We start from the raw sequence: 12,917 nt of genomic DNA on the forward strand, positions 1-12,917 counted from the left end.
TTTTAACTCCTTCTATTTAATACCAATCATTTTGCTTGAATTCATTGTCTTTTTTACGCTTGGTTTTCTTCTGTTCTTTCAGTGCATCTTTAAACCCTTTGCCGTGATGTCCTTTGATTTTGTCTTTTTCCCGGCCCAACTGCTTTTCTATTTTTCCAAATACTACGTCAATCACGTTTATAAGATTACGCTCGGTGGAATGTGCTACCATGGTGACACGATGAGGTCCTTTTGCTATTACCTCGACTTCATAGATATTCTTGTTGAAATTAACTATTACGTCAATCCTGCTTATACGGTCAAAATATCTGATAAGCCGGTTGCATCTGTCCTCGATAAATGCTTTTAAGTCCGCGGTGATTTCTAAATGTCGCGCCGTGATATTTATCATATAAAAAGTTATCTCCCCAAAGCCAGGCGTTCGCCGAAATAGCGTTCCAACCCGGTTTCTTTGAAAATTTTCTCTGCCGTAATATTAAAATCGTAAGGGACCCGCCGGAAGCTTATGGTTTTACCGTCGAAAATAACGTAACAGGCACGATTGTCCCCGTCGCGGGGTTGTCCGACTGACCCGTCGTTAACGATGACTTTTACTCCTTCCTTGATTTCGTACGTATAGTTTATTTCATCAGGGGCAAGGAATTTATATTTTCCGTTATCATCCTCTTTTGGGATAATTCCCGGGTCATGGGTATGCCCGACAAAGCACACGTGCTTTATCATGCTGAAAATCTCGTCCAGTTTGCCGGCCCCGCCGAACTGGTCATCGCAATCCGTTCGTAAAATATACTCGGTGGTAGGCTGGCGCGGAGAAGCATGGACGTATAGCACGTCTCCATCCTGATGGATATTGGGCAGCGTTTCGATGAATTTCCACCTGTCCTTTTTTATTTTAGGGCTAAGCCAGTTAGGCTTAAGCTGGTTACGTGTCCATTCCAGTGCTTTTCGCGCCCTCAAGGTAAATCCGACCGGCTCTTCAATGAGTCCTTCATCATGATTTCCCATTAAAACCATCTTGAAATTTCTTACTATGTCTATGCACTCACCCGGGTTCGGGCCGTAGCCGATGACATCGCCAAGGCAGATGATATCCTTGATATTCTGGTCCTGGATATCTTTGACTACTGCTTGGAGTGCTTCAAGGTTGGAATGTATGTCAGAGACAATGGCAAATGGGTCAGGCATATTTTCTCGTTTGATTACTTGTTATTTCGGCTAAACGCTATCATATATTATCGGCTTATTCAAGTAATTTCTGATATAATTTGTGGACTTTCTCGACCATGGTTTTACCGTCAAACCAGTCTTTGACCAGTTCATATCCCCGGTTTCCCATTTTCCGCGCATTGGCATCGTCAGACAATAACGTTTCCACCGCGCTATAAAGGGCGTTGGCGTCTTTTGGGGTCACCAGGAACCCGGTTTTTCCGTTAATAATGACCTCCCCTGCCCCATCCAACTCGAATGATACGGCCGGCTTTTTCATGATTAATGCCTGTGGTAAGGCGCGTGCCAGCCCTTCCCTCAATGACGGGTGAACCAGGACATTCATCAGGCGTATGAGATGCGGAATTAATTCCGGTTTGACATGCCCGGTAAAGACAAAGTGCTTTTCCATGCCTTTGCGTGCAATTTCATCCTCTATCTGTGTCCTCAGGATTCCGTCTCCGACAAGCATAAACTTTACGTCCGGGAACTTCGCTATCAGGCGCGGGGCAATCTCCAGCAAAAACTCATGCCCCTTTAAAGGGAATAAACGCGCCACCGTGCCGATGACTTTATCCGTTTCGGCAATTCCATATTTGGTGCGCAGTTCATCCGTCCTATCCGGCTCGCCGAGGAAGTTTTCCAGCTCTATCCCGCTCCGGATGGTTTCAAACTGTTCCCTGCGGCCCACCCCAGCGGCCAGCGATTGCCTGGTCATGGCGTCCGCTATGCTTATGAGTTTCGTGGTAAAAGGCGCGCAAAACCTTTCCGCCAGTATATAAAACAGGTTCACCAGCTTATTCTGGAACGGATGGAACGGCAATCCGTATATGCTGTGGACGATTGTTTTTACCCCGGCCATCTTGGCGGCTAATCGTCCCAATATGCCTGCCTTTGAGCTGTGCGTATGGACGATATCCGGCCTCATGTTGCTTATCAAGCGGTAAATTTTTATAAAAGCGATAAAGTCCCTTATCGGGCAGATGTTGCGCCGTAGTTCCGGTATGAAAAGCAGGTTGATTTTATATCCTTTGGCGCGGGTGACGAGTTCCCCTTCTGGACCGATTGCCGGCCCGGTTGCAAGATAAATCTGGTATTGCGGCTTTTTCTGGAGGCCGTTAACGAGTAATAATGTATCTTCCTGTGCCCCGCCGAGAATCAAACGGGTGATTATATGTAATACTCTCGTCGGCTTGGCCGGTTTCATTTAGCGGTTTCCTTTTGTTCCGGTTTGTCAATATTGTTTTTGGTGATCCTGACGAAATATTGAATTTTATCCCGGTAGGTTTTCGGCATGAAAAAGATTACATTCCTGGTGTATTTTAAGACAGGCACGGTTAGGAACGAGTTCTTCAGCGTTGCAATCCCGAAAGCAGGGTAATATATAAGTCCCAGCAAAACAAAACCGCAGATAAGAGCGCTTTTTAGAAGCCCGAAAATCCCTCCGAATATCTGGTCGGCAAGCTTCAGCTTCACTTTCTCGACAGCCTTTTCCACGAACCAGCTGATAAAAAACATGATGAGATACATTATCAAAAACACAAAGAGGTATATAATCAGCTGGGCGACAAACTGGCTGTTAACCTTATCGGAAAGCCAATCCGCCAAAGGTTCGTGGATAATCAAGGTGATATAAACCGCAAGGATTAAAAACACAAAGCGCGAAAATTGCCAGATAAACCCGCTGAAAAACCCTAAAGTGATTCCGCCAAGCAGAATCACAATAAGTATAATATCAATTGCCCAGCCCATATTTTTTAATACTCTATCTTCAAAAGGCACAATCCGTGCGCCGGCATGGTCGGCCCGGCTTTGTTGCGGTCGCGCGATTTCAATATCTTCTTGATGTCCTCCGGGCTTATTTTCCCTTTGCCTGCCAGAAGCAGTGTACCGGCAATCGTCCTGACCATATTGTAAAGGAATCCGTTTCCTTTTACCATTATTTGGATGATGCGGTTTTCCCGTCCGTAAATATCGCGGATGCTGAGCCCGTTGAACATCGTAGTCGCCTCTTTAACGCTTATGGAATAAATGGTTCTGATGTTGTGGTATCTGCGGTTACGTTCAGAAGGCGAGCCGAAGGCACCGAAATCATGTTTCCCTTTTAAATACCGCGCGGCTTTCATCATCGCTTTTATATCCAGCCCGCTATCTTTGGAGTAATAGGCGAAGTTACGCTGTAAAGCCGATGATGTCGCCCCGTTGATTACAGTATAGCAATATGTCTTTGATTTCGCCTGGAATTGGGCGTTGAATTTATCCGGGGCTTGTTCAGCCCGGCGGATGATAATATCGCGCGGCAGATAGGCGTTAATGGCGGCGCGCAGGCGCTCCGGCGGTAATTTGGTTTGAGAGCTGAAATTAGCCACCTGGCCGAAGGCATGGACTCCGGTATCCGTCCGGCTGGCGCCGTAGAGTATCGGTTTTTCCCCGGTCGCTTTTTGGATAGCCTTTAGCACGGTTTCCTGGATAGTGGCGTGGTGGCCGTTTTGGCTTTGCCACCCGAAGTAGCCCGATCCGTCGTATTCGATAGTCAGTTTTATGTTTCTTTTCACTGTAGCATCCATTTATACCAATTATTTTTGATAGGGTCAAGAAATGATTATGCTGGGCAATGCCGGAGAAAAGAAAAGGTGGAGTCCCGATAAATCGGGACGACATTCCCGAGCCTCTACCATAATAAAACATAATAAGGCGTCCCCCGCAACGTAGTGAAGAGGGGAAATAAAATAAAGGGGGGCGGCCATCCCAAAACCAATCATGAGACCGCCCTCTAACTCTTTAGACTCCAAGAACTCTTTCGACTCCACGGACTCTATTATACTTGGTTCATTTTCACCGATAGATACAACTGCGGAACGTCTTTACAAAAGGGTCCGTTATCCTTCATAACGTCACTTGACTGCGCAATTTGGAGTAAGATGATTCAGCTCCAAGGCATTACTTATCATTACTGAATATGCTAATTATCCGAAGTATTTACTGCGGAAAGAATCATATCAATCTGAGTCCAATAAACTTTGGAACGGCTAAAGACTTCGCACCCTACCAGATAAGTAATCTACCCCCTCCCTACCCGTATACCCTATACCCCCTGCCATACCCCTATCCGGAGTATCCCGAACCCGGAAAGGGAGTATATAGATTTTCTATCCGGAGGGAATAAAATAGCCTGAACCACCCGGAGCCGGTATCACCACCACCTATACCCACCTACCCTATACCTCCCTCCCTACCCGCATCCGGAGCGTCTAAAGCACTTAGAGGGTATGTCCGACGGAAAATAAGATTAACAAGACGTTTTGCCTGTCCCACTTATTTAAAGCGGCATTTTATGTTAAGAATAATTCATTCGTAGTCGTTGATTTTGTTGGGGTTGGCAAGAGTGTCCCAGCTCCCAGACACTATGTATATACGGCATGGTAAGCAAAAAGGGACAGGAAAAATTTGAGCATTTTGAAAATAGTTTCCAACCCCAGATAAATAAAGATGTTGGAAATACATAAATTTTCGCTTTACAAAATTTTGTAGGGGGGAGGGGTGGCAGTGGGGAGTGGTATGGCATGCACTCACCCGGCATATAGCGTGCACTCTCCCAGCGTATGGCATATACTCCCCCCGCATAGAGCATATACTGCCCCGGCATTCGGTATGCACCCGCCCCGCGTATAGCGTGCCCCCTTCCCTCATAGAGCGTATACTACCCCCTGATTCGGTATACACTCCCCTCGCATAGGGTATGCACCCTCACCGCGTATAGCGTGCACTCCCCCTCAGTTCGGTATACACTCCCCCGGCATATGGCATGCACTCCCCCAGCATACAGTATACACTCTCCCCGCACAGAGCATAAGGTGTCTACTTAACTTTCCTTACCGACAGGAAATGTTCATCGTTAATGGCAAGGCAGGTTTAACCCGCCTGTTTTGGTGTGGTACAGATACTACTTAACAATTACACTCCAGTTGCTTAATATCTAATAGAGCAAAAATAGGGTATTCTTGAACTGTTGCTCCTTCAACTGATTTTTTAGCAGATTCGGCAAGCATATCTAAGTTTTCTAAATCTGAATATTTAAGCTCTCTGCTAAAGCCAATAATAGGACCTTGTTGCGTTCCGGGAGTATTAGTTTCTGTTAGTTTTTCTCCTCGTGATCCTCCTCGTGCTCTTGTTCTTTTCAACCCAAACGAATCTATAAAATCAATCGAATTGTTGCCACAATACGTATATAGATTAAACAACTCGTCATCACGCTCAGGGTCGGTTTGGAGGAATCTACCTAAAGTCGTGCTGTAGGTTCTGGCTCTATAGAAATACAAACCAGTTTCTGCGTCAAGTTCCCTGCCGGTAAACAAGAACCTATTCCCTATCACGGATTCTGTCCGTTCAGTTGTTCCATCCGGAGCATAAATCTTTGTCTTGCCGTAAGCTTCGTATTTATCAAATTGTCAAAGAACAGTAATTGTTTCTATTGCTATTTTAATTCATTAGAAGGAATTAATCTCGCGCCAGTCAACTCATTGCTAATGATTAATTCTTTCACTTTTTCAGCAACCAATATAATTCTCGGATAGCCGACAACGGTAAATACGTCACTTCCATCCCAAGTTCTCTCGTTCACAATTATTCCATGTTTAAAGCCAGAATATATTTTTAATCCACAATAGTCGCATTTTTCTTTGAGGGAAATACCTGATTTTTTATCAGCATCCCCACCCTTTCCAGTCACGGTGAATTCCCATAGTTTATAAGATAATTTTATTTTAGCCTTATTAACTTCAACCGGTTTAAGTTTATATCCAGTTATTTTATTCTCATGTAATATCTTTGCAATTTTATCTGTAATTATACATTCACTTAAAAAAGTCCACAAAAAATCACCAGTTGTCTTGCTTGGGATATCAATTTTTAACGTTCCAACTCTATCGCCATTCCTTTGGTGACCTTTATATCTTGGGCATTTAATACTTTTCCAATCCGTATCCAACGCATAATCAATATGTTTAAATCGATGGTCATTCCACATATGATAGAAATTCATAATTTCTCCTTCCTGTTAAATACCAAATTTTTTCCTCATCGCTTTCAATTGGTTTAATATTTGTCCGGACGTGGCATCAGGATTCCTCAATATCCATTCTTCCCAGACCTTGTTCCAGTTCCCACCTAATAAAGTATGAATGCCTTTGCCGGATTTCAATCTATGTTTTGCTCGACTTAATAAAACCGTGAATTCTTCTACATCTAATCCTTTACTTGCAAAGAATTTCTTAAGTTTTTTTGCTTTTGGAAGCAGATGATGAACCTCAAGTATTTCCTGTGCTTTCTTAAGTTTTTTTGCAAGTCTTGCGATTTTCGCAACAGCCCTACCTCCCTTAGCCGCAATTTTTGCGGCGGTTTTTTCTTGTCCTAATCCAGGAACATAACTAAGCGCTGCATCTACTCCAAACGCGGCAATCGCAACCACCGCGATTGCTTTTGCATACCATGCTCCGCCTTTATAATATTTAGTTGCGGTTTCGATATCTGATTTATTTGTGGCGACATCCGCGACAAGTTCAGCTATCGCTGAAGATAGAGCTTCTTCTGCTTGTTTTTCCTCCTCTAACGCTTTTATTAATTCAGGATTTTCCAATGCAAGAATCATCGCATCTATCGCATCTAAAAAATCTTGCCGCGCTTGTCGTTCCCTCTGTTCTTTTCGTGCTTGCTCCATTTGGGAGGGGAGAACAGGAAATAATGTATTAAATAGCAAGTCGAACCCTGATTTTGGCGGCTTATATTCTTTTTGACCTCCTATTATATTATCAGGATCAATAATAATCGGCCCTTCCGGAATTATCACGTCGGAGCCTTGGAATATTGAGGGATCTACATATAGTGTTATTCCCTCCGATAAACCTGAATCTCCTGCTGCCGCTTCTGCTGCTGCAGCCTTCTTTGCATTTATATCCTGCAATGCTCGTCCCAATTCATGGCTAAAATCAGTGTTTCCTACTTCATAAGTGCCTATCTCTTGATTATAATTATATCCATTAAACAATATAGTGTTGCCAATTGCAGATTGCGCGATTGAATTACCATTTGCATCAAAAAAGCTTGGCTTTCCATAAGCGCTATATTTATACCTTTCAACAATATTCCCAGCGGAATTAGTAACAGCATATATTGAACCGGTTTCGTTTTCATGGAAATAAAATAGTCCCGCAACAGGGAATTGCGTGCTTGGAGCGGGAACTTCCATCTGCACTATTTCATTACCGTAAATAGAATATGCTAAAACGACATCATTAGTATTTATTTTCTGAACTACGTGTAAACCGTCAAAATAATGCTTTATTGTCTCTTGAGCGCTATTTGTCTTTGATACCCGCCTCCCCGTAGCGTCATACCAATACTTGGCTACCAGAGAGTTATCGCTCACCAGCCTAACTTCCGCAAGCCTGTTGGCGTAATCGTAATAATACTTATACGTGCCATCATTGGTGAGATTTCCGTTTGAATCATACGTATACGGATTGCCGTTGATATTCGTATAACGGTTCAAGACGTCCGGCGTGTATTGACCGTTTACATAATTATAATAATCAATATTGTTACTACCCTTATCAACCGTTTTACGGTTGCCTACATCATCCAGCGTGAAATCTTCCTTGCTGTCAAAAGTCGTATAGTCGGCATAGGTTTTCTGCGGGTCTAATTCTGATGAGGGCACCCCGTATTTCACACCTGTCAGGCGATAAATAGAATCCATCCCGTAAACATCACCTTTGGCCTCATGTGTCCGCTTCTCGTATTTCTTGTTATCCTCTTTATCATACGCATATTCGAAACCAGCGATAAGCTGTTGGGTGCTGGTGACTTGATGCTTGTAAGAAGAAATCCTGCGGTTATCATCCCAATCAACCACTAATTGCGTTCCGTTTAGATAATCCCTTTGCTTGACACGCCCCGGACCATTATAGGTATACTGTGCTATAACGTCATTCGAGGCGTTCTTGATTTGCTGGATTCTGTTAAGTTCATCCGGGACAAATGTTAATGCCTTGCCAGATGGGCCACAATTAGTTTCACGAAATATCCAAGCGAGTAATTGTCCAGAAATATTTAAAAGTAGTATTAGCATTTATTTTGTTAAGCATCCCTGTTTCTTCAGCAACTTCTTCCTCAGTTCTAACGATTTTTTCTATAGACACCCTATCTTTTATTGTAGTATCAATAGTAGCATAGCGAATATCATATTTAACTATTGCAAAAACATGGGAATATTTGGAGTTACGTTTCCATGTATTATCAAGAGACAGAGCATATTTTCTAAGCCTAAATAAGCGGGTTTGCAGATAAAAATAAACACCTTTGCCTATATTAAGATTACTTAGCCTGTTTATTTCATGTCTCGCATAATCTGCTGACCAAACAACCTTTTTGACAGTTATTTTATGCTCTATTGGTGTGCCTTGCTCACAATATAGGTCAGCACGAATTATCGCAAACACATCATCATATTCCCGTTCAATTCTTTTATGATTCATTATTTCCCCCAAGAAGGATCAGTTAATGAACCAATTTTGTCTCCTGTTATAGGATGATAAACATCTCCAGTAGCTCCAATTATTACATTATCAGCGGGACCAAGATTTACGCTTTCTTTCATCTTATGTAGCCTATTGCTTGCAACATTAGGATCTAAACCATGGTAATCTTTCAAGTGGCTAAATGCCTCTTGTATGCCTTTGTCTCCTGTATAGTGCTTGCTTCCAGGAATATTCTTCGCCACATCTCCGACATCATCACCTTTTTTTATAAACCTACGCGTTGTTCCCGGAACGAAAGGAAGTAAACCAAGTCCATGGTACCAACTAAAACCATGCTCCCTAATGTCTTCAATTGTTAACGCCAAATCTGCTGGTTCCCATAGCACCGAGGCTGCGAATTCAGGTACTTCTGTAAAGACTGATTCCATTGCTGCATAAATTGCCTGATCAAGCATTTGACCTAAATTAGCAAGATAGTTTGCATTTCCTTTTAATCTTTCTATTTCAGATTTGAGATAGAACGCATATTCCGCACCTGACCAACACAGTTTATATGCCCAATGACTTTGAAGCTCTTTTAGCTCTGTCTCTAACTCTTTTATTTGTCGCTCCGCTTCTTTTTCATGTTTTTCAATTAGGGCTTTCTTTTCTTCAAGTGCAATCAGAGCATCTACGTATTCTAACCATTCTTGGAATTCCGCTGCTGCTTTTGCACCTGGGTCTATTTCTTGTTTACTTTTAGCGTATAGTCCAAACGGGTCAACTAAATTTGCTGGATTATTTCCGCAATACGCATACGGGTTAAATAGCTCATCATACCCCTGCGGGTCGCGGGCTAAGAATCTGCCCAATTCAGGCGAATAGTAACGCGCTCTGTAATAATATAAACCCGTCTCAGTATCGTATTCACGCCCAGTATAAAGATACACATTGCCGATAGCGGATTGTTGTAAGGGATTACCAGAGCCGTCAAATATACTCACCTTGCCATACGGGTCGTAAGTATACTTTTCCACAATAACGCCACTGCTATTCGTCACGGCATAGATTGAGCCCTGAGTATTTTCATGGTAATAATAAGTGTTACTATTTCGCTCCATGGTCAGGAGTTCGTCTATCCCATTACCGTGCACATAGGTTGCCAAGAGATTGTTTGACCCATCGCGCTCCTCTATAACCCTTACCCCATCTAAGTAGTATTTAGTTGTTTGTTGTTGGCTGTTAGTCTTGGAAATCCTCCTGCCAAGCGCATCATACTTGAATGAAGCAATTAACTCGTTATCGCTCTTACGGCGAATTTCTATTAAGCGATTAGCATAATCATAGGCATATAAATTAACCCCATCGTCCTTTAGATTACCGTTATTGTCATACACATACGAATTACCGTCTATTAACATATACTGATTCAAGCTGTTGGTGGTATAGTTCTTGGTTGTTGGATTTTGTCCCCATAAAGTCGTTACCAAAGATTCACGATTTCCAACTCCGTCAAAGTTATATTCTTCCTTTTTCTCCCAAGTCGTATAATCCGTGTAATCTGTGGTTGGTGCAAGATTGGTTACACCATATTTCACTCCAACCAAGCGGTAAATGGAATCATGGTTATAGGCATCGCCTTTGTTTTCGTGCGTACGCTTTTCGTATTTCTTGTTGTCTTCTTTATCGTAGGCATACTCGAAGCCAGCGATAACAGATGGCGGATTGGAGATTGTAACATGGGAGTAACTCGTTATACGGCGATTGTCGTCCCAACCCACCGTTAGTTTGGTTTGGTTTAGATATTCTCTTTCTGTTACGCGATACCCAGGTCCAGCATAGGTATATTTGGCTATAATATTATTAACCGAATCTTTGATTTCTTTGTTTCGGTTCAGTTCGTCAGGCACAAAAGTCAAGGCCTTACCGGAGGGATAAGTCAAGCCGGTCTGCTTGCCAACGATATTATAACCCGATGACACGATACCGCTATATGCCCCCAAAATCTGCTCTTCCTCTATGGTCAAGCCGAATGAATTATATTTCATGTTGACTAATAGTGTTTCTTCATAGATGTTATCCGCTTTTTACTTACTCCATGTTTTACAGAAACCTTATAAATAGATAGCGGCAAGCTGTCCTTTTCAATTTTGCCATATAAAGGCAAATGAACATGCATGCCTTCAGTAGCTTTATCATGTAACGCTAACGCAACAAGAAACCTTGCAAAATAAAGCAATCCTTCTGATGTTCCATCTATTGCTATCTCACTTCCCCCCAACGAATTATCAATTCTAAACCTAACTCTAGCAAATTTGTTCTTTTTTATATGAGGAAACTCATCAGGCTTAAGAGATGGTAGTATATATATAAATCTTTTTGCGTTTCGTTTTCTTTTCATAGTTACTCTCCTGTTGCTCTTTCAATTGATTCAAAACCCTTTTTGATAGCATTAATTACTTCTTGATTATTCCTAAGCCCACGTGGTAGCCAATCAAGAGCTTCTTGTAATGTATTAAAACTCCGATATATTTTTTCCCCGCCTTTAAGTATCAAATGCAAGTGAAATCCATAGCCACGGGTTACTGCGACTACTATTTTGTCGTAGGCTTTTGATAGTCCAATTGTTTTAGTAAATATGTTCTCGGCGCCAGATGGCAGAGGTAATCTTGCAAATCCGGCGTTGCCGAGTTGCACAACCCAGTTCCAAATTCCGCTCACTGCATTTGCAGCTTTTCCCGCTATAGCTGCAGCCGCTTGTGCTAATTCTTTGGCTTTAACGGCGACTGTAGTTGCAACAGTAGTCACAATAGGTTGAGCAGCTACATATGTTCCAGCGGCTGACCCTCCATATATAGCTCCCGTTATAACCACTGCGCCACCACATGGAATACCAACATATTTCATCATGAAATCAAGAACATCATCATATTGATCATAATCAGATGGTTGTATTATGGTGCTGGGGTGCGGACGACCTTCATTTTCAAGCACAATAGCGTATTGCATTCTTATCGAAACTTTAAAGGCATCACCAGGTTTAATAATCCCCTGGGCAAGTCGTGCTGGTGAGTAAGTTACATTTCGCCCTTCAGCCCTAATTATTAAGAAAGATTCTAATGTTATATATGCTTGAGCTAGTAAATCCTTTAAACTTTCAATCGTATCGCCATACTCTGCCACATAAACATTTCCTTCCTCGTTAGGACTAGATTTCCATAATCCAAAAGGATCTAAGAAATTCACCGGATTGTTAATTACATACGCATATAGGTTCATTCCATCACTGTATCCCATCGGATCTCTGGCGAGGAACCGACCTAATGCAGGTGAATAGTATCTGGCGCGATAATAATATAACCCGATTTCCGCATCCCATTCTCTACCAGTATACAGATAACTATCACCAATTGCGGATTGTTGTAATGGATTTCCAGAACCATCAAATATGCTTACTTTTCCATACGGATCGTAAATATACTTCTCCACAATAACGCCACTGCTATTCGTCACAGCATAGATTGAACCCTGAGTATTCTCATGGAAATAATAGGTGTTGCTGTTTCGTTCCATGGTCAGGAGTTCGTCTATGCCATTACCATGCACATAGGTTGCCAAGAGAGTGTCCGAACCGTTGCGTTCTTCTATAACCCTTCCCCCATCTAAGTAGTATTTAGTTGTTTGTTGTTGGTTGTTAGTCTTGGAAATCCTCCTGCCAAGCGCATCATACTTGAACGAAGCAATTAACTCGTTATCGCTCTTACGGCGAACTTCTACTAAGCGATTAGCATAATCATACGCATATAAATTAGCCCCATCGTCTTTCAGGTTTCCGTTTGCGTCATAGGATAGGGATTGTGAGTCTATCTGGTAATATTGGTTAAGGGCATTCGTGGAATAGTTCTTGGTTACCGGATTCTGACCCCAAACCGTTGTTACCAAAGATTCACGATTCCCAACTCCGTCAAAGTTGTATTCTTCCTTTTTCTCCCAAGTCGTATAATCCGCATATTCTGAAGTTGATGCAAGATTCGTAACGCCATACTTAACTCCGACCAAGCGGTAAATGGAATCAAGATTATAGGCATCGCCTTTGTTTTCGTGCGTACGCTTTTCGTATTTCTTGTTGTCTTCTTTATCGTAGGCATACTCGAAGCCAGCGATAACAGATGGCGGATTGGAGATTGTAACATGGGA

12 protein-coding genes are annotated in these 12,917 nt (G+C 42.4%); all 12 read right to left on the bottom strand.

All coding sequences use genetic code 11. The features are described 5' to 3' along the window. Nucleotides 1–16 precede the first annotated feature (16 nt). Entirely contained in the window at nt 17–391 is a 375-nt protein-coding gene (gene raiA / locus HY811_12120; GenBank protein MBI4835549.1) for a ribosome-associated translation inhibitor RaiA, read from the bottom strand. A gap of 8 nt (nt 392–399) precedes the next feature. After that, complete coding sequence (locus HY811_12125) at nt 400–1,185, bottom strand: metallophosphoesterase family protein (GenBank protein MBI4835550.1); 786 nt, start codon at nt 1,183–1,185, stop codon at nt 400–402. A 55-nt stretch (nt 1,186–1,240) separates the two neighbouring features. Further along, on the bottom strand, nt 1,241–2,413 hold the full coding sequence (locus HY811_12130; GenBank protein ID MBI4835551.1) for a glycosyltransferase family 4 protein: 1,173 nt from the start codon (nt 2,411–2,413) through the stop codon (nt 1,241–1,243). After that, entirely contained in the window at nt 2,410–2,958 is a 549-nt protein-coding gene (locus HY811_12135) for a CvpA family protein (protein MBI4835552.1), read from the bottom strand. The genes HY811_12130 and HY811_12135 overlap by 4 nt, the downstream gene beginning before the upstream one ends. Nucleotides 2,959–2,963: 5 nt before the next feature. Further along, complete coding sequence (gene truA / locus HY811_12140) at nt 2,964–3,773, bottom strand: tRNA pseudouridine(38-40) synthase TruA (protein MBI4835553.1); 810 nt, start codon at nt 3,771–3,773, stop codon at nt 2,964–2,966. Nucleotides 3,774–5,153: 1,380 nt separating this feature from the next. Beyond that, nucleotides 5,154–5,579 carry an RHS repeat-associated core domain-containing protein gene (locus HY811_12145; protein MBI4835554.1) on the bottom strand — a complete coding sequence of 142 codons (426 nt, stop codon included), beginning with the start codon at nt 5,577–5,579 and terminating at the stop codon, nt 5,154–5,156. 101 nt (nt 5,580–5,680) lie between these two features. Then, nucleotides 5,681–6,247, bottom strand: a complete 567-nt coding sequence (locus HY811_12150; GenBank protein MBI4835555.1) for a hypothetical protein — start codon at nt 6,245–6,247, stop codon at nt 5,681–5,683. Nucleotides 6,248–6,262: 15 nt separating this feature from the next. Next, nucleotides 6,263–8,332, bottom strand: coding sequence for a DUF2380 domain-containing protein (locus tag HY811_12155; protein MBI4835556.1), 2,070 nt, complete (start codon nt 8,330–8,332; stop codon nt 6,263–6,265). Then, nucleotides 8,277–8,738 (bottom strand): hypothetical protein, encoded by a 462-nt coding sequence (locus tag HY811_12160; GenBank protein ID MBI4835557.1) that lies wholly within the window; start codon nt 8,736–8,738, stop codon nt 8,277–8,279. Before HY811_12160 ends, HY811_12155 begins: the two co-directional genes overlap by 56 nt. Further along, nucleotides 8,738–10,768 (bottom strand): hypothetical protein, encoded by a 2,031-nt coding sequence (locus tag HY811_12165; GenBank protein ID MBI4835558.1) that lies wholly within the window; start codon nt 10,766–10,768, stop codon nt 8,738–8,740. The genes HY811_12160 and HY811_12165 overlap by 1 nt, the downstream gene beginning before the upstream one ends. 5 nt (nt 10,769–10,773) lie before the next feature. Further along, nucleotides 10,774–11,121 (bottom strand): hypothetical protein, encoded by a 348-nt coding sequence (locus HY811_12170; GenBank protein ID MBI4835559.1) that lies wholly within the window; start codon nt 11,119–11,121, stop codon nt 10,774–10,776. A 2-nt stretch (nt 11,122–11,123) separates the two neighbouring features. Next, a partial coding sequence (locus HY811_12175) for an RHS repeat-associated core domain-containing protein (protein ID MBI4835560.1) occupies nt 11,124–12,917 on the bottom strand: 1,794 nt, incomplete at its 5' end.

It is taken from the genome of Planctomycetota bacterium (assembly GCA_016207825.1).
Classification (GTDB): Bacteria; Planctomycetota; MHYJ01; order JACQXL01; family JACQZI01; genus JACQZI01.

Coding starts and splice junctions, on each gene's coding strand:
- raiA (MBI4835549.1), bottom strand. CDS start 391: ATGATAAATATCACGGCGCGACATTTAGAAATCACCGCGGACTTAAAA.
- HY811_12125 (MBI4835550.1), bottom strand. CDS start 1,185: ATGCCTGACCCATTTGCCATTGTCTCTGACATACATTCCAACCTTGAA.
- HY811_12130 (MBI4835551.1), bottom strand. CDS start 2,413: ATGAAACCGGCCAAGCCGACGAGAGTATTACATATAATCACCCGTTTG.
- HY811_12135 (MBI4835552.1), bottom strand. CDS start 2,958: ATGGGCTGGGCAATTGATATTATACTTATTGTGATTCTGCTTGGCGGA.
- truA (MBI4835553.1), bottom strand. CDS start 3,773: ATGGATGCTACAGTGAAAAGAAACATAAAACTGACTATCGAATACGAC.
- HY811_12150 (MBI4835555.1), bottom strand. CDS start 6,247: ATGAATTTCTATCATATGTGGAATGACCATCGATTTAAACATATTGAT.
- HY811_12155 (MBI4835556.1), bottom strand. CDS start 8,332: ATGCTAATACTACTTTTAAATATTTCTGGACAATTACTCGCTTGGATA.
- HY811_12160 (MBI4835557.1), bottom strand. CDS start 8,738: ATGAATCATAAAAGAATTGAACGGGAATATGATGATGTGTTTGCGATA.
- HY811_12165 (MBI4835558.1), bottom strand. CDS start 10,768: ATGAAATATAATTCATTCGGCTTGACCATAGAGGAAGAGCAGATTTTG.
- HY811_12170 (MBI4835559.1), bottom strand. CDS start 11,121: ATGAAAAGAAAACGAAACGCAAAAAGATTTATATATATACTACCATCT.